At 72.7% G+C, this 22,040-nt stretch carries 13 protein-coding genes and 1 tRNA gene; 6 read left to right on the forward strand and 8 right to left on the reverse strand.

Translation table 11 applies throughout. The features are described 5' to 3' along the window. Positions 1 to 329 precede the first annotated feature (329 nt). On the forward strand, positions 330 to 2,570 hold the full coding sequence (locus tag ACFQWG_RS00875; RefSeq protein ID WP_380971276.1) for an ATP-dependent DNA helicase UvrD2: 2,241 nt from the start codon (positions 330 to 332) through the stop codon (positions 2,568 to 2,570). 21 nt (positions 2,571 to 2,591) lie between these two features. Here the strand turns inward: ACFQWG_RS00875 and ACFQWG_RS00880 are convergent, their stop codons facing one another. Both ACFQWG_RS00880 and ACFQWG_RS00885 read right to left on the reverse strand, forming a co-directional pair. Beyond that, positions 2,592 to 3,590, reverse strand: a complete 999-nt coding sequence (locus ACFQWG_RS00880; RefSeq protein WP_380976364.1) for a hypothetical protein — start codon at positions 3,588 to 3,590, stop codon at positions 2,592 to 2,594. 95 nt (positions 3,591 to 3,685) lie between these two features. Then, positions 3,686 to 5,257: a zinc-dependent metalloprotease gene (locus tag ACFQWG_RS00885; protein ID WP_380971277.1), complete on the reverse strand. Its 1,572-nt coding sequence runs from the start codon at positions 5,255 to 5,257 to the stop codon at positions 3,686 to 3,688. 132 nt (positions 5,258 to 5,389) lie between these two features. Between ACFQWG_RS00885 and ACFQWG_RS00890 the strand changes: the two genes are divergently transcribed. Beyond that, the gene (locus ACFQWG_RS00890; protein ID WP_380971279.1) at positions 5,390 to 6,691 is read left to right on the forward strand and encodes a YlbL family protein; all 1,302 of its coding nucleotides are present in this window, start codon (positions 5,390 to 5,392) and stop codon (positions 6,689 to 6,691) included. A gap of 17 nt (positions 6,692 to 6,708) precedes the next feature. On the opposite strand, the gene ACFQWG_RS00895 is transcribed toward ACFQWG_RS00890, so the two are convergent. Both ACFQWG_RS00895 and ACFQWG_RS00900 read right to left on the reverse strand, forming a co-directional pair. After that, the gene (locus tag ACFQWG_RS00895; RefSeq protein ID WP_380971281.1) at positions 6,709 to 7,437 is read right to left on the reverse strand and encodes an SGNH/GDSL hydrolase family protein; all 729 of its coding nucleotides are present in this window, start codon (positions 7,435 to 7,437) and stop codon (positions 6,709 to 6,711) included. Positions 7,438 to 7,566: 129 nt separating this feature from the next. After that, complete coding sequence (locus ACFQWG_RS00900) at positions 7,567 to 7,830, reverse strand: hypothetical protein (protein WP_380971283.1); 264 nt, start codon at positions 7,828 to 7,830, stop codon at positions 7,567 to 7,569. A 187-nt stretch (positions 7,831 to 8,017) separates the two neighbouring features. Here ACFQWG_RS00900 and ACFQWG_RS00905 point away from each other — a divergent pair, with 187 nt between their 5' ends. After that, complete coding sequence (locus ACFQWG_RS00905) at positions 8,018 to 8,581, forward strand: TetR/AcrR family transcriptional regulator (RefSeq protein WP_380971285.1); 564 nt, start codon at positions 8,018 to 8,020, stop codon at positions 8,579 to 8,581. A 41-nt stretch (positions 8,582 to 8,622) separates the two neighbouring features. On the opposite strand, the gene ACFQWG_RS00910 is transcribed toward ACFQWG_RS00905, so the two are convergent. The 4 genes from ACFQWG_RS00910 to ACFQWG_RS00925 all read right to left on the reverse strand — a co-directional run bounded on the left by ACFQWG_RS00910 (position 8,623) and on the right by ACFQWG_RS00925 (position 15,344). Then, the gene (locus tag ACFQWG_RS00910; RefSeq protein ID WP_380971287.1) at positions 8,623 to 9,372 is read right to left on the reverse strand and encodes a patatin-like phospholipase family protein; all 750 of its coding nucleotides are present in this window, start codon (positions 9,370 to 9,372) and stop codon (positions 8,623 to 8,625) included. A gap of 288 nt (positions 9,373 to 9,660) precedes the next feature. Beyond that, positions 9,661 to 11,517: an AMP-dependent synthetase/ligase gene (locus tag ACFQWG_RS00915; protein WP_380971289.1), complete on the reverse strand. Its 1,857-nt coding sequence runs from the start codon at positions 11,515 to 11,517 to the stop codon at positions 9,661 to 9,663. A gap of 497 nt (positions 11,518 to 12,014) precedes the next feature. Beyond that, a tRNA-Met gene (locus ACFQWG_RS00920) sits at positions 12,015 to 12,091 on the reverse strand. Between the two features lie 187 nt (positions 12,092 to 12,278). After that, positions 12,279 to 15,344, reverse strand: coding sequence for a UPF0182 family membrane protein (locus ACFQWG_RS00925; RefSeq protein ID WP_380971291.1), 3,066 nt, complete (start codon positions 15,342 to 15,344; stop codon positions 12,279 to 12,281). A 149-nt stretch (positions 15,345 to 15,493) separates the two neighbouring features. On the opposite strand from ACFQWG_RS00925, the gene ACFQWG_RS00930 reads away from it, so the two are divergent. The 3 genes from ACFQWG_RS00930 to ACFQWG_RS00940 all read left to right on the forward strand — a co-directional run bounded on the left by ACFQWG_RS00930 (position 15,494) and on the right by ACFQWG_RS00940 (position 21,973). Continuing rightward, positions 15,494 to 16,051 (forward strand): PPA1309 family protein, encoded by a 558-nt coding sequence (locus tag ACFQWG_RS00930; protein ID WP_380971292.1) that lies wholly within the window; start codon positions 15,494 to 15,496, stop codon positions 16,049 to 16,051. Positions 16,052 to 16,166: 115 nt separating this feature from the next. Next, positions 16,167 to 16,955: a MarR family winged helix-turn-helix transcriptional regulator gene (locus ACFQWG_RS00935; RefSeq protein WP_380971294.1), complete on the forward strand. Its 789-nt coding sequence runs from the start codon at positions 16,167 to 16,169 to the stop codon at positions 16,953 to 16,955. Between the two features lie 83 nt (positions 16,956 to 17,038). Beyond that, a complete protein-coding gene (locus tag ACFQWG_RS00940) occupies positions 17,039 to 21,973 on the forward strand; it encodes an ATP-dependent helicase (protein ID WP_380971296.1) in 4,935 nt (1,644 codons plus the stop codon). Positions 21,974 to 22,040: the final 67 nt, after the last annotated feature.

The following is a 22,040-nucleotide window of genomic DNA, read 5'->3' on the forward strand; positions in this document are numbered from 1 at the left end:
GCCAGGCTTTGGAGATCCATCGTTCGTCGAATTGCTCCGTCGGCCTCGGGCCGGGGTGGGTCGGACGACGCGGCGTGAGTCGTCAACGAGTCGAGGGCCTGGTCGAGTTCGTCGGAGTCTTCGTCGCGGGCGCGTGCTCCTTCCTGGCCAGCCCCTTGTTCTCGGTGCAATGGCCTGTCGACCTCCTCATCGCGCTTGTCGTTCTGGAGTGCTGGATCGCTGTCGGCAGACGAGCATTCGCCCGGCACCGCGTGCCACCGGGACAGGATGACTCAGGGCGCGACAGCGCTGCGGATCGCAGACGGGGTGGAGGCTGGGAGAATCAGGTCATGACCTCAGCCTCGACCTCCGATCCTGAACCGCTGACCCGCCGCCTGCGTGATCCCGAGGAGCTTCTGGACGCCTTGGATCCCGAGCAGCGGACGGTCGCCCAGCAGGTCAGCGGGCCCCTGGCGGTGCTGGCCGGAGCGGGGACGGGCAAGACCCGGGCGATCACCTACCGGATCGCCTACGGGGCAGCGGTCGGCGCCTTCGACCCGACGACGGTGCTCGCGGTGACCTTCACCTCCCGAGCGGCGGCGGAGATGCGGCAGCGCCTGCGCGACCTGGGCGTGCCGCACGCCCAGGCGCGGACGTTCCACTCGGCGGCCCTGCGCCAGCTCGGCTATTTCTGGCCGCGCACGGTGGGCGGCCAGGTGCCCCATCTGGTCGAGCACAAAGCCTCCCTGGTGGCGGCCGCCGCGGCGCGCACCGGCATCACGGTGGATCGCGCCGCGGTTCGCGACATCGCCGCGGAGATCGAGTGGGCGAAGGTGTCGATGACCGACGCCCCCCGGTACGCCGAGCGCGCCAGGGCGGAACGCCGCGACCCGCCGGCAGGCCTGGACTCCGAGGCCTTCGCCCGCGTGATGGACGCCTACGAGGGAGCGAAGCAGGACCGCGGAGCCATCGACTTCGAGGACGTCCTCCTCCTCATGTGCGGCATCCTTCAGGACCGCGAGGACATCGCCCGCCAGGTCCGCTCCCAGTACCGGACGTTCGTCGTCGACGAGTACCAGGACGTCTCGCTCCTCCAGCAGCATCTGCTGGACCTGTGGATCGGGGAACGCCACGACATCTGCGTCGTCGGCGACGTCGCCCAGACGATCTACTCCTTCGCGGGGGCCGATCCCCGCCATCTCGTCGGCTTCCGGAAGCGCCATCCCGGGGCGAACCTGGTCCGGCTCAACCGGGACTACCGCTCCACTCCCCAGATCGTGTCGGTCGCGAATCAGGTGATGAGCCGGGCGGCGGGGGCGCCGGCCGGAGGATCGGGCGGAGCGCCCGCCGCCCGGGGAGGGGCGCCGGACGGGGTCGTCCACCTGGTCTCGCAGCGGCCGATGGGGCCGGGGGTGTCCTTCCGCGCCTACGACGACGACCAGGCGGAGGCCGCGGGCGTCGCGGGCCGGGCCGCCGAGCTGGTCGCCCACGGGATCCCCATCCACTCCATCGCGGTCCTGTACCGCACGAACTCCCAGTCCGAGGCGCTCGAGCAGGCCTTCTCCGACGCCGGCGTCTCCTTCGTCGTGCGGGGCGGAGCGCGCTTCTTCGACCGGGACGAGATCCGGCGCGCGATGCTGCTCCTGCGCCGGGAGGCCCTCGCCGAACGCTCCCGGACCGCCGTCGCGCAGGGCGGCGAGGGGGCCGCCGCCGGAGCGGAGGCGGATGCGGGCGAGCCCGGGGAGGCCCGGTCGGACGGGGGCGAGGCCGCGGGAGCGGCGCTCCTGGACCGTGTCCAGGAGATCGTCGGCGTCGCCGGATGGACGCCGGAGCCGCCCTCCGGGACGGGCGCCCTCCGGGAGCGGTGGGACAACCTGAATGCGCTCGTCGAGCTGGCGGGGGAGCGAGGGCCGTTGTCGCTGGCGGAGTTCGTGGCGGAGCTGGAGGAGCGTTCCGCCGCTCAGGCCGCCCCCGCCGTCGCCGGCGTGACCTTCTCGACGCTGCATGCGGCGAAGGGCCTCGAATGGGACGCCGTCTTCCTCATCGGGGTCTCCGAGGGGCTCTTGCCGATCTCGATGGCGCAGACGGGGGCCGCCCGCGAAGAGGAGCGCCGCCTGCTCTACGTCGGCATCACCCGTGCCCGCGACCACCTGGAGATCTCATGGGCCCGGGCGCGCAGCGCCGGTCGCGGACGCGGTTCGCGGACGCGCAGCCGCTTCCTCGAGGGCATCTGGCCCGAGGAGGCGCCCGGGCCGCGCAGGAGCGCGGGCGCGCCGGACCGGGGGTCCCCCCGCCACCAGGCCAGAGCCCGCGCCCGAGAGTTCGAGGAGGAGAACCCTCCCGAGGTCATCGAGCTGTTCACTCGGCTCAAAGAGTGGAGGTCGCGTGTCGCCCGGGCGGCCTCGAAACCGGCCTACACCGTTCTGGCGGACCAGACGCTGCGCGACGTCTCCATCGCCCGCCCTCGGACGCTGCGGCAATTGGGCGTCATCCGCGGCATCGGGGCCGTCAAGCTGGACCGCTACGGCGCCCAGGTGCTGGCGATCGTGCGGGGAGAGGACATCGTGGTGGAGCAGCCCGGACAGGAGTGAGCCCCGCAGCGTCGGCCTCGTTCATGCGAAGGGCCGCCCCGCGGCGCCGCACCCGCAGCGAGGGTGGGGACTCACCGCCTCGAACCTCACGCGACCCGATGGGTCGATGTGCGCGCGGGTGCGCCCCGGGTCCCCGCCCAGGGCGGGTCCCAGCGCGGAGGAGCCCGCTTCCGGTCCCGCGCCCCGGGCGAGCACGCACCGGGCGACCTCCAGGGCGGCGACATGGGCCGCGGCCGCGGGCGGGGCGGGCAGCGGCCAGTCGCCCATCTGCCGGGCGAGCATCGGCCACGACGGGTCCGCGTCGGCGAGGCGCAGGTCCAGGCACTGGGCGCAGGCTGTGATCCCAGGGCGGACCAGCGGGCCGACGACGACGCTGCGCTCGTGCTGGACGACCAGCAGGTGGCGGCGGTCCTCGACCAGCAGCATGCCGGCGGCGTCATCGAGGCGGCGGGGGCGCGAGACCACGACGACATCGGGGGCGGGCAGTCGGCCGCAGAGGGTCTGCGCGTCGGCGGAGGCGAGCAGGTCCCGCACGGCGCGGGGGCGCGGCAGGGCGTACATGGCGGTGGGGAGCGTTCCCCTCATCGACAGGTCGACGCGGCGGGGATCCACCAGGTCGAAGGATCGGACGCCGGAACGGGCCAGGAGGACGGCCGCGGGAGCCGTCACCCCGTCGAGGCCGTCGATGCGCACCGACGGCGGACGCGCGTGCGGCTCGGGGCCCGCCGCAAGCAGGCCGGCCGCGCCGATGAGGGCGACGAGGTGGTCGCTTCCGGGCGGCGGCGCGTCCGCGCGGGCCGCTCGTGGGAGATCCGTCGCGCCGGGCTGGGGCGGGACCGCCGCGCGGGCCGCCCGCAACAGCCAGGCCCTCTGGGGCGCTGTGAGCCCGGTGAGCACCAGATGATGGTCGGGGTCCGCCCCGATCTGCACGCCCTCGGCCCCGCGCGGCAGCACCGCCGTCCCGGGTGCCAGCTCCACCCGCTTCCCCCCGGGACGCGCGTCCCCTCGCCGAGATGCCATGGCGCCATTGTGCGGCGGCGGGGAGGGGCCGGACGGCCCCGGCGGGGATCTGTGGACGGACGGTCCACAGGCCGGCGACGCGGAGGGCCCGGCGGTCAGGCGGAAGCGTCCGGCGTACCCGGCGTGCCCTCCGGGCCCGTCGGATCGTGCGGACCGCCCTCCGGGCCCGCCCCGTCCTCCCCGTCGGATCCGTCATCGGGGAGGAACCCGGCCCGGCGCAGGCTGTCAGCCTCCGGATCGGTGTCGGGGGAGAGCCCGTCGGCCCATCCGAGCGTCCCGTCGAGCAGCTGGGACAGTGCGGCGTCGATCTCCGCGTCCTGGGAGGCGGAGGCGTCCCGGCCGTCCAGGAAGCCGTCCGGCGCGTCGAGCTCGGCGGCCGTGGGCGCCATGTCGGGATGCTGCCACAGCGCCTCACGGGCCTCACGGCCGCGGGCGTCCTCGACCAGGGTGAACACCCGGGCCGCGCCCCTCGCACGCCGCGGGCGCATCTGCAGGCCGATGAGCTGGCCGAGCACCTGCTCGGCGGGGCCGCCTGCCGCGCGGCGCCTGCGCATCATCTCGCGCAGCTGGTCGGCGTGAGGCAGATAGGGGGCCGCGGCGCGGGCGACGACGACCTCGACCCATCCTTCGACCAGCGCGAGGAGCGTCTCAAGGCGCTCGAGCGCCGCCTGCTGGCGCGACGTCGGCTCCGGGGAGAACACGCCTCGCGACAGCGCGGAGTCCAGCGAGGCCGGATCCGTCGGATTGATCTCGCGGGCGGCGTCGGCGATGGCGTCGGTGTCGATGGCGATCTCCGACGAGTAGTTCTCCACGGCCCGCACCAGATCGTGGGAGAGCCACGGGACGGAGGCGAACAGCCGCTGATGGGCGCACTCGCGCACGGCCATGAACTGCTGGACCTCCTCGTAGGGGATCTCCAGCCCCTCCCCGAAGACGCCGATGTTGTGGACGACCAGCGCCGTGGTGTGCCCGTCGGCCAAGGGGAGGCCGACATCCGTGGAGCCCATGGCCTCCTGCGCCAGCGCCGCCAGAGCCTGCCCCATCTGCATGGCGAACATCATGGCGGCCAGCCTCGGCATCATCTGCGTGGTCCGGCCCAGCATGTCGGCCATCCCGGGGGGCAGCCCCTCCGGCAGCGCGTCGCCCAGAGACCCCGGGTCCTGGTCGCGCAGCTGGGAGGACAGCGCCTCGCACAGCGCGCGCGAGACATTCGAGGCGACGGGCTCCGTGATGCGCCTCCACATCGGAAGCGTCTCGTCGATCCACTGCGACCTCGTCCAGGCGGCGCGCTGGACCTGACCGGGCCCGAAGTCGGTGGCGGCGTCCAGCCACAGATCCGCCACCACCATGGCGTCGCGGGCGCGCTGCGCCTCGGCCTCCGTCAGCGACGGATCCCCGGCCTGGAAGGCGCGCTGCTTGGAGAGATCGGTGGCCATCTGCCAGTTGACGGGGCCCTCGGTCGCGTTGAACAGGTACTGGAACTGGGTGAAGGCGGCCTGCATCTGCGCGGGGTCGCCGAACATGGCGTTGACGGGCGACACGTCGAACCCCTGCTCGCGCATGGACCGCGCGGCCTCGGCACCGGCCTGGTCGCCGAGCATCCGGCGCAGGAATTCCTCGAACGCGTCAGTCGGCCCGTCGGTCGGGGTGTCCCCTGAGTCGCTCATGTCCCGACTCTACTGTCTGAATCGGACTCCGGGCTGGGCGGAGACCGGAAGTGAGCTGAGAGCGGACGGGGAAATCACCCCGCCCGCCTGTCTGGGCGCGACCGTGCCCTCGCCGCGGGCCACAATGGGCGGGTGAATGACGTCTCCTCCGGCCGGTCGCCGCTGCCCCCCTCGCCGTCCCCGATCCTCCCGCGCGATGACGAGGGAGACCCCGGCAGGCCGGGACCGACGGCACCCGGAGGGCCGGAGGAGGCCGCGCCGGCCGGCGAGGGGCGGACGGCGCGCCGCCGGCCGGGACGGGCCCGCCGCTTCGCGGGCCTGGCCGGGATGGCCGTCCTGGCGGCGGCGCTGATCGCCTCGTTCACCGTGCCCATGCCCTATGTCGTGGAGGGGCCCGGCCCGACCTTCGACGTCACCGGGTCCTCCGACGGGACGCCGATGATCGAGATCTCGGGCACCGATCCGTCCACGGGGCAGGCGGTCTCCCTGGACCCCGTGCGCACGGCCGGGGACGGGACGGGCGAGCTGCGCATGGTGACCGTCTCCGAGCAGGGCGGTCCCGGCCAACGTCTCAACCTGGTCCAGCTCATCGAGGCCCGACTGGATCGGCGCGACGTCGTCGTCCCCTACGACGAGGCCTATCCCGGAGACGTCACCCAGGAGGACGTCACCCGGGCGGGGCAGGCGCAGATGGAGAGCTCGCAGTCGACGGCTGAGGTGTCCGCCCTGGAGTACCTGGGATGGGACGTCCCCGCGACGATGACCGTCGAGGGCGCGGTGGCGGGATCCGATGCCGAGGGGAAGGTCCAGCAGGGTGACGTCCTGGTCTCGCTGACGACGCCTGACGGGCAGGTCCATGCCGTCGACTCGGCCTCCGTCCCGTTCTCCGTGATGCGTGACGTCCCCGTCGGCTCGACAGTGCTCGCGACGATGACGCGCGACGGAGAGCAGGTCGCCGTGCCGATCGTGACGTCCGCGGGTGACGACGGCTCCCAGGGCTCCAAGCTCGGGGTCTATCTCAGCGCCGACGTCGACCTTCCCGTGGACATCACCGTCAACCTGGAGAAGGTCGGAGGCCCGTCGGCGGGCACGATGTTCGCCCTGGGCATCATCGATCGGATGACGCCCGGCGACCTCGCGGGCGGCCAGTCGATCGCCGGGACGGGCGCCATCGGCTATGACGGCCAGGTCCAGGCGATCGGCGGGATCCGGCAGAAGATGTGGGGCGCCGTGCGCGACGGCGCCGCATGGTTCCTCGCCCCGTCGGCGAACTGCGACGAGGTGGTCGGCCACGTCCCCGACGGGCTGGGAGTCGTCAAGGTCTCCACCCTGGACGACGCGGTGTCAGCCGTGAAGGCCATCGCGGCCGGCCAGGGGGACACGCTGCCGACCTGCACCGCCTCCGACGCCCAGTCGGGATCGGCGAAGTCCTGAGAGTGCCGCCGACGGACTCAGACCGCGCGCTCGCGGGCGACCATGGCCTCCGCGACCTTTCCGGCCGCGAACTCGTAGCCCGCGGCTCCGGGATGGAAACGGTCGGAGGCCCAAAATCCGGGGATCAGCTCGGCGTGGGCGACGTCGACGAACCTGACGCCGAGCCGCCGGCAGACCTGCTCGAAGTCGGCAGTCTGGGCGTCGACGCGCCGGCCGAGCTCTCGGCGCAGCAGGGGAGGCAACGCCGGGCTGCGGTGGGGCTGGCCGGAGCTGCACAGAACCACCCGTCGAGCCATCCGGGAGGCCTGTTCGAGGACGACGGTGAGGTCCTCGACCCATTCCCCGCGGCTGCGTCTGGCCATGATGTCGTTGGAGCCGGCGCACACGAACAGGATGTCGGGCGTGCCGGCGACCTCGGGGAGCAGGCGGTAGCGCACGCGCCGCATGGTGGCGCCCAGACGCCCGTGGGCCTCCCACTGCACCGGCGTCCCCGCGGACCCGGCGAGCAGGCGGGCGATGCGCGGGACGAGCGCCTCGGCCTGGTCCCCGACCCCGCAGCCGGCGACCAGCGAGTCGCCGACGGCCACCAGCCGCACCGGCGTCCCCGGCCCGCCGGCCCCGGCCGGATCGACGCTGCCGGCCATTCCGGAACGCTCCCCCGGGGGCTCCGGGGCCAGGGACACATGGCGCCGGGCCCACAGGGCCTCCGCGGTGATCACAGCGTGCTCGACGACGTTCACGGTCATGCATTCTATGCGTGTGTCCCATTTACGGCCGTGGGGGATCCGCGGGCGTCCGCGTCGACCGTCGCGCGGGACTGGGCCGTCTCCCCGCTGCCCAGTCCACGCCCGTGACCCATCCGGCGTTGAGCGTCGTCAGGCAGTGGGTCGTGCTGGTCTCCGCGATGGCGGCCTGTGGCTGGCATCCCCGTAGCGGTCCGAGGGATCCGGTGTCGCGTACGCCAGCTGCCGGCCGTTCTCGGCCAGGGCCCCCAGCCCGACGGTGAGCACCCGGGCTGCGACGGCGTCCATCCCGTGAGCGGCGCTGTCGTCCTCGTCGTTGTCGGCGTCGGTGATCCCGCTCTTGAGGAAGGAGGCGGTCATCGCCGCCGGGAACCCGTTGCCGTCGCACTGGTTCATCGAGTACGAGGCGTCGAGGAGAGCGACCAGATCGATGGCCTTAGTCCGACATGGACACGGTCTTGTCGGTCCAGATCCGGGCGGGGCGGATCGAGGTCCCGGCCTGAGACTCCCGTATCATGGGGGCGGGGCCGATGGCGGGTCGCGACGGCCCGTCTGGGCGGGGAGTGATATGCAGCAAGGAACATTGCGCGCGGACGCCGCGGCGAGCATCTCGCGCATTCTCGATGCCGCCCACGCCGCGCTGGTCGGCGGGGGAGTCGCCAGCCTCTCGCGGATCGCCGAGGAGGCGGGAGTGGGCGTCGCCACCCTCTACCGCCATTTCCCCAACAGGCGGGCGCTGGCCAGCTCGGTCTATCAGCGCGTGTTCGCCCAAGCGGTGGTGCCGCTGCTGATGCGTTTCGAGGACACCGATGGTGACCATGAGAGCCTCGTGGACATTCTGGACCGCATCAGCGCGGTCTTCACCCGGGAGCACAACCTCATGGCCTCGGTCCAGGACGTCGGACCTCTCACGGATTCGCTCATCAGCAGTCACGACAGGCTTTTCGGTGATCTGTCCAGCAGAGGTCGGGCGGCCGGTCATCTCCGCTCGGACCTGGGAGGAGGAGAGCTCGCGCGCCTGCTCGGCGTCATCGCCCTCGGATCTGGGCTCGTCGCCGAGGACGACGTCCAGCGCCGACGCATGATCGACGTCCTGTTGGATTCGCTGCGCCCGACCGACGGAGGGGACGCGAGGTCGATGGCCTGAAGGCTGCGCGGATCGCGGCCCGGCGGCGTCCTCCGTCGCGGTCACACGGCTTCGAGCAGGGCCGCGGCCATCCCTTCGCTCAGCGCCTCGTTGCCGGCCCGGCGGCCCATGTCGATCAATTGCGGCACGCTGGCGCAACTCCAGTGCGACATGCCCTCGGTGTCGATGCTCACCGTGATATCGCCGGAATCCACGGCCTTGTAGGCGTGCGACTCGTAGTACTGCCGCCATCGGGGCCGGTTGTTGAAGGTCACGGCGATCACCCGCTGCGCGCCCAGCATGCGCGCGGTCCGGGCCGGCAGGGGGAGGAGCAGGCCTCCGTCGATGGAGGGGCGGCCATCCACCTCGACGGGCGGGAACAGGCCGGGAACAGCGCTGCTGGCCAGCAGCGCGTCCACGAGCGGACCGCTGGTGATCACCTGGGGGCGAGCGGCGACGAGCGAGGTGACGACTGCGCCGAAACGCACCGGCATGTCCTCGATGCGTACGTCGCGCACGAACTCGTTGAGAGTGGACCGCAGTGGCTGGGTGTCCAGGAGGCCGAGGCGCAGCGACGGCCTCGGTGTGGCGATGTCGGGCCAGCCGGCGACCAGGAGCCGGTCGATGATCTCGCCGGCGGACATCCCCGCGGCCCAGGCGCCTGCGACGAGTGCGCCCGCGCTGGCTCCCGTCACGACGTCGACCCGGAGGCCGGCCTCCTCCACGGCCAGCAGGACTCCGGCATGAGCGGCGCCGAAGGCTGCGCCGCTGGCCAGGGCGATACCGAGCCGGGGATCGCGATCCTCGGCCATCGGTTTCCGGCTCGCGGGCGCAGGATCCCGTCTCCGCTCAGGCGCCTCCGGGGCGCTCGATCTGGCGAAGCCCCGAGCGGGAGCCGGTGCGGGCGTGGTCTCGGCGGTCCTCGTTCGGTCGTTCCGCGGGTGTTCCGTCATATCCGATAGCTTACTATCGGATATGGGCAGCACGATGGACTCCAGGGCCCATCCGCACCACGCGTAGGCAAAGAACGCGAGGACCGTGGAACCGATGCCGGTCATGCCATCGCGGTTCCGGTCCGCCCCGTGCCGGGTCCCGGCCCGTCACTCATAGATGCCGTCGATGACGTCGGCGTAGTAGCTGAGGACCGCGTTCCTCTTGACCTTGAGGGAGGGCGTGAGCATGCCGTTGGCTTCGGTGAGGTCCGTCGTGAGGACCGTGAACTTGCGGATCGACTCCGCGCGCGAGACGTGGCGGTTGGCCCGTTCCACGGCGCGCTCCAGGCTGGCGCGGACCTCGATGTTGGTGGCCGCCTCGCGGACGGACATGGCGGGCAGGCCGTGGTTGGACAGCCAGAGGGGCAGCATCTCGGCGTCCAGGGTGATGAGCGCCGCGATGAAGGGCCTCTGGTCCCCGACCACGACGATCTGGCTGATGAGCGGGTGTCCGCGCAGGTCGTCCTCTAGCGCTGCGGGGGAGACGTTCTTGCCGCCGGCGGTCACGATGAGCTCCTTGGCGCGTCCCGTGAGGCGCAGGTAGCCGTCGCGGTCGAGTTGCCCGAGGTCTCCGGTCCGGAACCAGCCGTCGGGAGTGAAAGCGCCCGCGGTGGCCGCGGGATCGTTGTGATAGCCGGCGAACAGGGTGGGCCCCTTGACCAGGACCTCGCCCTGTTCGGAGATCTTGATGGCGGCGGGGGCCAGAGGCTGGCCCACCGTGCCGATCTTGCTCAGGCGCGGGGTGTTCACGGACGCCGGCCCGATCGTCTCGGTCAACCCGTAGCCCTCCAGGACCTGCACGCCGGCGCCGGCGTAGAAGTGGGCCAGTCGCGGAGACAGCGGGGCGCCGCCGGAGATGATGTAGTCGGCGTTGCCGCCCAAGAGCTTGCGGATCTTCTGGTAGACCAGCACGTCCGCGGCGGCGTGCTGGGCGCTCAGGCTCCGGGAGGGGCCCTCCGCGGTGGCGGACGCGATCGAGTAGCCGACGGCGACGTGCGCGGCCCACCGAAACACCTGGTTCCGGGCTCCCGCCTGCTGGGCGTCCGCCGTGTTGTAGACCTTCTCGAGGACGCGGGGCACGGTGAGGAGGTAAGTGGGGCGGAACGAGGAGAGGTCGGAGACGAGGTTCTTCGTGTCCGAGGTGTGCCCGAGCACGCCCTCGCCGCTGAGCTGGAACACCTCGAGGAAGCGGGCGAGGATGTGCGCCAGCGGCAGGAACAGCAGGAGCCGCGAGTCCTTGCCCATGGCGATCTCCGGCATCCACGCGTTCGCGTTGACGGCGAGCGTGGCGATGCCCCCCTGGGTGATGACCACGCCCTTCGGGGTCCCGGTCGTGCCGGAGGTGTAGACGATCGTGGCCGTCGAGGAGGCCCGGAGGCGGCGGGTGCGCGCCTCCACGTCGCTGCGGGTTGTGGCCGCGCCGGCGTCCACGATGGTCCGGATGGCCCCCGAGTCGAGGGACAGCACGTGGAGGAGATCGCGCTCGCGATCCTGTGCGGCGGACCGCACGAGCTCGGCCATCGTGATGGTCTCGGTCACGACGACCTTCGCGTCGGCGTCGGCGAGGATGTGGGCGATCTGCTCGATCGACGATGTCTCGTAGATCGGCACGGGAACCAGGCCGGCGAACCAGCAGGCGTAGTCGAGCAGCGTCCACTCGTATCGCGTGCGCGACATGATGGCGACGGCATCGCCGAACGCCAGGCCCAGCCCGATCAGCCCCGCTGCCGCGTCCTGGACCTGCTCGTAGAAGTCGGCGGCGCTGATCGGGGTCCACACGCCGCCGATCTCCCGCTTGACCTCCACCAGCGCCCGGCGCGCGGAGCGTTGGACCCGCTGCCGCAGGAGCAGGGGGATTGTGGTCGACTCGTCCGTGCGGACGAGGACGGGCGCGTGCCATTCGACCGCGCCCGAGGCTGTCGTCTGCACCGCGCCGTTCGCGGCCCGTTCTTCGCCCGTGCTCATACTCGTCCCCAACCTGTTTCCGCGGCCTGGCTCGTCCAGGTGCGCTGCAGAGTCCCGCGGGCGCCTCCTGGGAAGGAGGCGCGTCGCACATGACTCGCAGAGGATACCCCAACAGAGAGTAGTCTCTCATTTCACGTCGCCGGACCGGTCGCGGCCGTGCGGCCCGGCGACGAGGGCGGGATCGCGTTGACGAGGCCGGCGCGCCCGGCGTTCCTCATCGGGCGGGACGGACGACGCCGAATTGGAGGCGAACGACACAGAATGCCGGCGCGCGTCAATCGGACTCACGGCTCGATACCCGTCGTGACCTGCATCTGTGCGGCGCCCATGGGGACGGCGGTGTCCGGTGTCCGGCGCATTCTGTGCTGTGCCGGACGAAAGCGATGACGGCGCGGCCAGCTCCGGCCAGGGCGGTTGGGCCTCCGCGCCCTATGTGCCCGCATACACGAAGGGCCCGATCCCTTCCGGGACCGGGCCTTCGAGCGCCTCATCGGCGGTGGTAGCGGGGGCAGGATTTGAACCTGCGACCTCCGGGTTATGAGCCCGGCGAGCTACCGAACTGCTCCACCCCGCGTCGACATCCACAAAGTTACCTGTTCGACCGGCGCGCTTCAACAGGAGCGCGGGTGACATGACTCATGGTCGGATGCGGACCCCCGGCTTGACGTGTCCGTTCGGGCAGGCCGAGCCGCCCTCGTCGGGGCCTGGCCCGGACCGCGTCCGCCGCCCGACCGGGGTCGGACGCCGGACACGGCGAGGGCTCAGTCCCCGGATTGGGCGCCCGAGCCCGCGGCGCCGGACTGCTGGTCGCCCACCAGGCCCGACGTGTCCTGCCCGAGCTCCTGCTGGGCCGCCAGGGCCTCCGACAGAGCCGAGTCCAGATCATCCTGCGCCTTGCCGTAGGCGGTCCAGTCCCCTGAGGTCCGAGCGGCATCCGCTGCCGTTATCGCGTTCTTCGCCGCGACGAGCGCCTGATTGAGCCTCTGCTGGGCCGTCAGCGCGGCCGACCCGGAGCCGCCGGTGTCCGATCCGCCTCCGGTGTCGTCGGACTGCTCGCCGGCGACCTCGGCCGCGGAGTCGCCGCCGAAGGTCTGGTCCAGAGATTCCTCCAGGGTGTCCGCGAACCCGACCTGGTCGCCGAACGCGGTGAGGACGGCCCGCAGCACCGGGTAGGAGGCGCTGCCCTTGCCCTCGACGTAGACGGGCTGGACGTAGAGGAGCCCCCCGCCCACGGGCAGGGTGAGCAGATTGCCTCTGATGACGGTCGAGTCGGACTGGTTGAGCAGGTTGAGCTCGGTCGCGATGTCCTGGTTCGAGTCGTAGGCGTTCTGCACCTGACCGGGTCCGGGGACGGTCGTCGAGGAGGGCAGGGCGATGAGGCGGAGCTTGCCGTAGTCGTCGGCGACCTTCCCGGCCTCGTCGCCCGTCTCCGAGTCGACGGCCAGGAAGCCGGCCATCGCCTCGCGCTGGGACGTGCCACCGGGGACGAACACTGACGTCAGGGAGAACGCGGCCGAGTCCTGGCCGGGCATCTGCATCGTGAGGTAGTACGGCGGCTGGAAGGCTGTCGCCGTGTTGCCCGACAGGTCGGTCTGCTGGGCGCCGCTCTCCGAGGTCGAGGCCGCGGTCGAGGTCTCCTGGGCCAGGCGCCAGCGGTCGCCGCCCGTGTAGAACTGGGAGGCGTCCGTCACGTGGTACGAGGTCAGCAGGTTGCGCTGGACCTTGAACAGATCCTCGGGGTAGCGCAGGTGGCTCATGAGGTCGCCGGAGATGTTGCTGAGGGGCTCCACCGAGTCCGGGTAGACCTTCATCCACGTCTGCAGGACCGGATCGTCCTGGTCCCATTGGAACAGGCGCACCGACCCGTCGTAGGCGTCGACGACGGCCTTCACCGAATTGCGCATGTAGTTGACGGTGGTCGCCTGGACGTACTGCCCGACCTGATTGGCCTGCGAGTCCACGGTGGACTGCTCAAGGGACTGGTGCTCGGAGTACGGGTAGGAGTTCGACGTCGTGTAGGCGTCGACGATCCACACCAGGCGCTTGGGGGTCGAGGGGTCCCCGTCCATGTCGACGACGGCGGGATAGGGCTCCTGCTCGAGGGTGAGGTAGGGTGCCACCTTCGCCACGCGGTCCAGTGGCGAGCGGTTGTAGAGGATCTGTGAGGCCGAGTTCGTCTGCGAGGAGAAGAAGATGTCCGTCGATCCGAACTTGATCGAGTACAGCAGCTTGTTCCAGACGTTGCCCACGCTCGGGCCGCCGTCGCCCGTGAAGGTCGTGCGCACCTGACCGCCCGACGCCGCGTCGTCCGGGTAGTCGAGCTCCTGGGGATCGGCGCCCTCCTCGGCGCCCACGATCGAGTAGTCGGGGGAGGAGGGGGAGAAGTAGATCCGAGGCTCGTAGTCGCCCATCTCGCCGACCGACGGGATCGACTGCTCCCAGTAGGAGGGCAGCCCCGAGGAGGTCACGGTGTTGCCGTAGGCGGCGACGACCCCGAAGCCGTGCGTGTAGACGGTGTGCTGGTTGACCCAGGTCTGCTGTTCAGAGGAGAGCCCCGCCAGGTTGAGCTCGCGCATCGCGATGACGGTGTCGCGCAGCTCGCCGTCGACGGTGTAGCGGTCGACCGCCATCCCTGACGTGAACCCGTAGTACGGGCGGGACTGCTGGAGCTGCTGGACGGTCTTCGTGATGACCAGCGGGTCGAGCAGACGGATCTGGGACGTGGACTCCGAGTCCTCGCGCAGCTGACCCGGCTGGGCGTCGGTCTCCGCGTCATAGGTCTGGTACTCGAGGTCGTCCAGGCCATAGGCCGTCAGCGTCGCGTCGATGTTGTTCTGGATATAGGGGGACTCCAGCTCACGAGCGTTCGGGGTGACGCGGAACTGCTGGATGAGCGCGGGATAGATCCCCCCGATGACCAGCGCCGACACGATCGTGACGACGACTCCGGTGGTGGGCAGCCTCCAGGTGCCCCTGAATGCCGCGACGACGAACAGGATGGCGACCAGCCCGGAGATCACGGCCAGGAGCGAGTGGGCGGGCAGGACCGCATTGACATCGGAGTAGAGGGCTCCGTCGGCGGGCTCCCCCTGCTGGGTGAGCAGCGAGTAGCGGCCCAGCCAGTACCGCACACCGATGACGGCGGAGATGCCCGCGGCGAGCCACCCGATCTGCAGACGCGCCGGGCGCAGTGCGTAGGGGCGCGGCGTGACGCCGATCGTCCCGTAGAGGTAGTGGACGACCAGCGCGGCGATGAGGCCGATCACCAGCAGGGTGAGGGCGAATGATGCCAGCATCTGGAAGAGCGGCAGGACGAAGACGTAGAAGGAGGCGTCCTTGCCCAGGATCGGGTCGGTGGTGCCGAAGGAGGTCCTGTTGAAGAAGGTGAGGATCGTCTGCCAGTTCGCGGCCAGCGTGCCGCCGTTGGTGAGGCCGAGCAGCACGGGGACGCCCCAGAACAGCAAGCCGCGCAGAGGCTCGATCGCCTCCTGGTACTGCCTGAGGTTCGCGCCCATCTCGCCGCGGACGGTCCTGCCGCGGTGGCGGTAGGCGTACTGGATGCTGAAGGACGTGAAGCCGAAGACCAGCAGGAACCCCACGACGAACAGTCCCGCCACGGCTCCCCACCGGGTGAGGAGCACGCGGGTGGAGTCCATCTGCTCGAACCAGAGCACCTCGGTCCACACCTGGGAGGCGGCTGCGATCAGCGCGACGATCGCCGCCAGGACGGCCACCGTGATGACCCAGGGGTTGGGGCCTCGCCTGCCCGTGCCCGAACCCCTCCTCGGGTTCCGTGGTGACGGTCGTGCTGTCGGGAAGGCGCTCACCGCGTCGTCCTCTCACTTGTGCGTCCATGGACGCCGACCAGTCTACCTGTGCGTCCCGCGCCCGCCCGGGGGAGGGTCGGGGACGCTCGTGACGAGGGCGACGCCCCTGGTGCGGGAGACGCGGCGCGGCGACGTGACACCATGGGGGCATGGATGACGATCCCTTGGCCTCGCCGGCCGCCTCCGCCCTAGCTGTCGTCGTGCGCGACATCGAGCGTTCCGCCGCCCGGGTGGGATGGGACCACGCGCCCTCGCTGTACGCCCTGGTCCCGACCCGGGACCTCATCGGCCAGCAGGGGGTTCCCTCCGACGTCGCCGGGCAACTGCGCCGCGGATGGGACGGCACGCCCTTCCATCTCTCGGCGATCATCCAGGAGGATCTCCCCGACGATGAGCTTGAGGAGGTGCTCGGCCATCTGGCCTGGCCGGACTCCGTGGCCGGGGCGGCGCTGACCGTCGAGCGGATCATCGTCCCCCCCGAGGTCGAGGCCCAGGCGCCGGAAGATCCGGACGAGGCCCTCGCCTTCATCTCCTCCCACCCCTCGCGTACCGATGTGCGTCTGGCGGTCGGGGTCCTGCGCAGCGGCGAGACGTGGACGGCGGTGCGCACCCGGGCCTTTGACGCCGACGACCAGGTCGGCCAGGGGGCGAACCTGGTGCCGGGCCTCACCCAGGCGTTGATGGCCTCCTTCGCGCCCGTGGACTGAGGTCCGGCGGTCGGGCCACGTAGTCAGGTACCTGTTGACAATCTTTCGGTACCTTCGTATGATCTGAAGGTCCCTTCAAGAATAGGGGCATCACAGACATCTGAAGGAGGCCGTCATGAACGACGACATCACACCCGACTCAGCGGCACCGCCGGACGAGGCGAGGCAACCGGATCCCGATGAACCGGTCCCGGCGCAGGAGCCCGCGCCGGCGGAGGCGGACACGGACGCGCACGCCGTGGAGCTCAGGCTCCACCTTCTCTCCCGGCTCCTACGGCGCGCCCACGGAGGCCGCCGCGGTCCCGGACCGCACGACGAGACGCGCGGACAGGGCCGCGTCCTCGCCCTGCTCACGCTCCACAGCCCGATCGCGCAACGCGACCTGGCCTACCTGCTGGGAGTGCGCCCCCAATCGATGGGCGAGCTCCTGGCGAAGCTGGAGGGCGTCGGCCTGGTCCGCCGCCTCCCCGACCCCGATGACGCTCGGGCCCGCCTGGTCGAGCTCACCGAGGCCGGCCGCTCCGCGGCGAGGGAGCTGGCCGCGCGGCCAGGCATCGACCCCCTCGCCCCCCTCTCCGAAGACGAGCGTGCGACCTTCCTCGCGATGGCCGACCGCATCATCGAGGGGCTGGAACAGGCCGTCGGCGCCGAGCCCGACAGAGACTGGCCGCACCGGCGCGGCGGCTTCGACCCAGATGCCGGGCCCGGTCCCCGCGGCAGGCACCATGGCGGCCCGCATGGCGGGCATCGGTCCCGCGGCGGGGGCTGTGGGCCGCACGCCGGTGGGAGCGCCCCGTTCGACGACGGCTGGGAGCCGGGCCGCGGCCGCGACGGCTGGGAAGGGGAGCGGCGCCGCCGGATGCCGCGCCCCGATCGCCGCGACGGGCGCCGCGGCTGGGAGTGACCGGGGGCGGCGCGCTGCCCCCGACGAGTGGGCGCGTGCGGGCGATCGCCCGCGGTCCCGCGGGGACGGGGCACAATGGCGCCATGGGGGACACGGAGGGGGGACGAGGCGTCCTCGGGCGCTTCTCGCCGGCCACGCGCGCCTGGTTCGAGGAGTCGTTCCCGCAGGGCCCCACCCCGGTCCAGGCCGAGGCCTGGCAGGCGATCGCCGGCGGCGGCGACGTCCTGGTGGTCGCGCCCACCGGCTCCGGGAAGACACTGGCCGCATTCCTGTGGGCCATCGATCGCCTGATGGGCGGCGGCGAGGACCCGGCCCCCGCCCTCGGGCCAGCGCCCTCAGGGACCAGCGGCCCCCGCATCCTCTACATCTCGCCGATGAAGGCGTTGGGCGTCGACGTCTCCCGCAACCTCCGCCACCCGCTCGCGGGGATCTCCGCTCGCCGGGAGGCCTCCGGCGCCCCCCGCGCCGACGTGCGCGTCGGAGTCCGGTCCGGGGACACGCCCTCCTCGGAACGAGGGCGGCTCCTGCGCCATCCGCCGGACATCCTCATCACGACGCCGGAGTCCCTGTACCTCATGGAGACCTCGCGGGCCCGGGAGATCCTCCGCGGGGTCGACACCGTCATCGTCGACGAGGTCCATGCCGTCGCGGGCTCGAAGCGGGGAGCGCACCTGGCGATCGGCCTGGAGCGGCTGGACCTGCTGACCGGCCGTCCCGCCCAGCGTATCGGGCTGTCGGCGACGGTGCGCCCGCGCGAGGAGGCCGCGCGCTTCCTCGGCGGAGCCCGGCCGGTCGGCATCGTCGCGCCGCCAGCCGCGGCCAACCTGGAGGTCCGGATCGTCGTGCCCGTGGCCGACATGACCGACCTCGCGGTGCGCGGCGGACGGGGCAGTCCCCAGACGCCCGCCGTCCCCTCCGGGGGCGGAGAGGCGGGCGGACCCGGGTCGATCTGGCCGCACGTCGAGGCGGCGATCCTCGACCAGGTGATGGCGCATCGCTCGACCATCGTGTTCGTCAACTCGCGGGGGCTCGCCGAGAAGCTGACCGCTCGCCTCAACGAGCTCCACGCCGAGCGCGTCGTCCACCCCGAGCTGACGGGCCCGCGCCCGCTCGACGCGGACTCACCGGCGCGGGAGCCCAGGACCGGCGGGACCTTCGCGCACCTCGCCCTCCCCCCGGGCGCCCCGTCGTCGGGCGGCGCGGTGCCGGACATCGCGCGCGCCCATCACGGATCCGTCTCCAAGGAGCGGCGCGAGCTCATCGAGCACGACCTCAAGTCCGGCGACCTGCGGTGCGTGGTGGCGACCTCCAGCCTGGAGCTCGGCATCGACATGGGCGCGGTGGACCTGGTGATCCAGGTCGCCGCCCCTCCCTCCGTCGCCTCGGGGCTGCAGCGGGCCGGACGCGCGGGGCACCAGGTCGGAGGCACCAGTCAGGCGCTGGTCTATCCGCGCACGCGGCGCGAGCTCATCGACGCCGCGGTCACGGTCGAGCGCATGGAGGACGGCCTCATCGAGGAACTCCGCGTCCCCCGCAACCCCCTCGACGTCCTGGCCCAGCAGACGGTCGCGGCGGCGGTGACGGCCTCGGACCCAGCTGTGGCCGGGGTCTCGGCAGCCTCGGGGGGAGGGCCGCCGGAGGGGCCCGGTCTGGACGTCGACGACTGGTTCGCCGCCGTCCGGCGCGCGGCGCCCTTCCACGATCTTCCGCGCGGCGTCTTCGACGGCGTCCTGGACATGCTCGCCGGCCGCTACCCCTCGGAGGCGTTCTCCGAGCTGCGACCCCGCCTGGTCTGGGACCGTGCCACCGGCACGCTCCGCTCCCGCCCCGGTACGCGCAGGCTCGCGGTGACCAGCGGCGGCACCATCCCCGATCGCGGGGCGTACCGCGTCGTCCTGCCCGAGGAAGAAGGGGCCCGCGGCGCGAAGAGGGTGGGCGAGCTCGACGAGGAGATGGTCTTCGAGTCGCGCGTCGGCGACGTCATCACCCTGGGCGCCGCGACCTGGCGCATCCAGGAGATCACGACGGACAGAGTCGTCGTGGTTCCCGCGCCCGGCCGGCCCTCGCGCCTGCCCTTCTGGCACGGGGATGGTCCGGGGCGCCCGGCCGAGCTCGGGGCCGCGATGGGCGCCTTCATCCGCGAGGTCGGGGAAGCCGGTGCCCCCAAGTTCGGCGCTGCGGGACTCCGCCTGGCCCGGACAGGACTGGACGACTCCGCTCGACGCAACCTGCAGGCCCTCCTCGAAGAGCAGCGCGGCGCGACGGGCGTCCTGCCCACCGACCGCACGTTGGTGCTCGAACGCTGCCGGGACGAGGCCGGCGACTGGCGCCTGGTCCTCCACTCGTGCTTCGGCAGGCGCGTCAATGCGGCCTGGGCGCTGGCCGTGGGGGACCGCCTGCGGCAGCGGCTCGGGATCGACCCGCAAGTGATGGCCGCCGACGACGGGATCGTCATGCTGGTCCCCGACACCACGGGCCGCCTGCCCGGCGCCGAGGCGTTCCGATTCGACCCCCGTGAGATCCGGCAGATCGTGCGCGACGGGGTCGGGCAGTCCGCCCTCTTCGCCGGCCGATTCCGGGAGTGCGCGGCCCGGGCCCTCCTGCTCCCCAGACGCAACCCCGGCCAGCGCATGCCGCTGTGGCAGCAGCGCCAGCGCGCCGCCCAGCTGCTGTCCGTGGCCAGCGGCCATCCCGACTTCCCCATCCTGTTGGAAGCCGCACGCGAATGCCTCCAGGACGTCTACGACCTCCCCGCCCTATCCGCTCTGATGGGCGCCCTGGAGGCCGGAGAGGTCCGCATCGTCGAGGCCGAGACGCCCGTTCCTTCGCCCTTCGCGCAGACCCTGCTGTTCGGCTACGTGGCGGATCACGTCTACGACACGGACACGCCGGTCGCTGAGCGCCGGGCGTCGCTGCTCGCCCTGGACACCGCGCTGCTCGCGGAGCTGCTCGGCGAGTCGGACCTCGCGGAGATCCTCGACCCCGATGTCGTCGCGCGCGTCGGACGCGAGATCCAGCGGCTGACGCCCGAACGGAGGGCACGCGGCCCGGAGGGGGTCGCGGATCTGCTGCGGGTCCTGGGCCCCTTGTCCGCGGACGAGGTCGGCCGCCGGCTGCGGAGCCCCGGGGACCGGGACGGCGACGCGGACGAGGACCCGGGGTCGGCCGGGGCCGCGGAGGCGGAGCGATGCCTGGAGGCCCTGTCCTCCCAACGGCGGGCGGTCCGCGTCATGGTCGGCGGCGAGCAGAGATGGGCCGCCGTCGAGGAGCTGGCGACCTTGCGCGACGCCTTGGGGACGCCGATCCCCGAGACCGTACCCGTGGCGTTCCGGGGGCCCGGCCCGGGTGATCCGCTGGGAGACCTGGTGCGCGGGTACGCCCGCACCCACGGGCCCTTCACCGCGGCAGACGTGGCGGCGCGTCTCGGGATCGGGACCGCGGTGGCCAGTGGCCTCCTGGAGCGGCTGCGCGTGGGCGGGGAGGTCGTCGGCGTCCGCATCGCCCACGCGGCACCTGGCGAAGCGCCTGACGGCGGCGCGGCGGGCGGTCCGAGGAGCGACCCCGCGCCGGGGCCGGGGGCGGCCCGGGGCTGGGTGTCGGCCGGCATCCTGCGGGTCCTGCGCCTCCGTTCCCTGGCCGCCGCCCGGGCCGCGACGAGACCCGTCGACGGCGCCGCGTACACGCGGTTCCTCCTGGACTGGCAGGGCGTCGGAGCGTTCTCCGCCGCGCCGGGTCCCATGGGGGAGGCGCCCGCGGTCGACCCGGTGGAGGCGACGGAGCAGGCGATCGACCAGCTGGCGGGCCTGGCCCTGCCCGCCTCCGTGTGGGAGTCGGCCGTCCTGCCCGCCCGGGTCCCCGGGTATCGGCCCGCAATCCTGGACCAGCTCGTGTCCTCCGGCGCCGTCGTCTGGTGCGGGGCCGGACGCCTGGGCGACGAGGGCGGCTTGGTCGTCCTCTGCCCCAGCGACCTGGCCGAGGAGCTCCTGCCGGACCCGCTCCCGCCTCCGGCCGCCTCCGGCCCCGCCGGTCTTCCGGCCCGCGTCCTGGACGTCCTGTCCGACGGCGGCGCCTACTTCCCCGACCAGATCGCCCGGCTGCTGTCGGAGGGGGCCGACCGCCCGTCCGCGGCGGCCCACTCCCCGGACGAGCCCGCGGCCCCGCCCTCGTCGACGGAGGTGGGGGACGGCCTGCGCGAGCTGATGTGGTCGGGATACGTCACGGCGGACACGTACGCCCCGGTGCGGGCGGCGCTCACCGGCGGGAGGACGGCCCGGGCCCCGCGACCCGCGCGTCGCCGCGGGCGAGCCCGTGTCCGGCTGCGCGCCCCGATCGCCCACGGGGGTCGGTGGGCGCTGGTCCCGCGCGGTGGGGCCACGCCGACGGCCCGGGCGCTGGCTGCAGCCGAGGGGATGGTGGAGCGGTACGGCGTTGTCGCGCGGGCGCATGCCGTCGTCGAGGACCTGCCCGGGGGATTCAGCGCGGTGATCCCCGTGATGCGGGTGCTGGAGGACTCCGGGCGCGTGCTGCGCGGCCGTTTCGTCGACGGCCTGGGCGGAGCACAGTTCGCCCGGCGCGACGCCATCGACCTGCTGCGCTCCTTCGAGGGCCGAGACGCGGGCCGGGGGGCGGCGGGCGCGGTCGCCCTGTCCGCGGTGGATCCGGCGAATCCGTTCGGATCGGCTCTGGCCTGGCCGGACGTGGCCGGTGCGCCGGAGGGTGGGGACGGTGGCGGCGCGGCGACGCCCGCTCGGCGCGCCGGCGCCTTCGTCGTCATCCGGGAGGGGAGGGCGGTGGCCTGGATCGGTCGCGGAGGGCGCGCGCTCCTCACGTTCACGGCGGATCCTGTCGCGCTGGACGAGGCGGCGGAGGCGCTCGCGGGGGCCCTGCGGGCCGGCGGGGCGGCTCCGCTCACGGTCGAGACGGTCGATGGCGCCCCCGTGCGTTCGGCGAGGGCGGCGCGGTCGCTGCGCGCGGCCGGTTTCGTCGAGACGCCCAAGGGGCTGCGGCTCTACCCCTGAGACCTCTGGCTGGCCCTGCCCGGCGGGGCGGGTCCGTCGAAGGCTCGCCCGCTGGTCCGGTCGCGCG

This window comes from Schaalia naturae (assembly GCF_042665795.1).
Taxonomy (GTDB): Bacteria; Actinomycetota; Actinomycetes; order Actinomycetales; family Actinomycetaceae; genus Pauljensenia; species Pauljensenia naturae.

Coding starts and splice junctions, on each gene's coding strand:
- ACFQWG_RS00935 (WP_380971294.1), top strand. CDS start 16,167: ATGAACGACGACATCACACCCGACTCAGCGGCACCGCCGGACGAGGCG.
- ACFQWG_RS00875 (WP_380971276.1), top strand. CDS start 330: ATGACCTCAGCCTCGACCTCCGATCCTGAACCGCTGACCCGCCGCCTG.
- ACFQWG_RS00910 (WP_380971287.1), bottom strand. CDS start 9,372: ATGGCCGAGGATCGCGATCCCCGGCTCGGTATCGCCCTGGCCAGCGGC.
- ACFQWG_RS00885 (WP_380971277.1), bottom strand. CDS start 5,257: ATGAGCGACTCAGGGGACACCCCGACCGACGGGCCGACTGACGCGTTC.
- ACFQWG_RS00940 (WP_380971296.1), top strand. CDS start 17,039: ATGGGGGACACGGAGGGGGGACGAGGCGTCCTCGGGCGCTTCTCGCCG.
- ACFQWG_RS00915 (WP_380971289.1), bottom strand. CDS start 11,517: ATGAGCACGGGCGAAGAACGGGCCGCGAACGGCGCGGTGCAGACGACA.
- ACFQWG_RS00900 (WP_380971283.1), bottom strand. CDS start 7,830: ATGAACCAGTGCGACGGCAACGGGTTCCCGGCGGCGATGACCGCCTCC.
- ACFQWG_RS00895 (WP_380971281.1), bottom strand. CDS start 7,437: ATGACCGTGAACGTCGTCGAGCACGCTGTGATCACCGCGGAGGCCCTG.
- ACFQWG_RS00880 (WP_380976364.1), bottom strand. CDS start 3,590: ATGGCATCTCGGCGAGGGGACGCGCGTCCCGGGGGGAAGCGGGTGGAG.
- ACFQWG_RS00930 (WP_380971292.1), top strand. CDS start 15,494: ATGGATGACGATCCCTTGGCCTCGCCGGCCGCCTCCGCCCTAGCTGTC.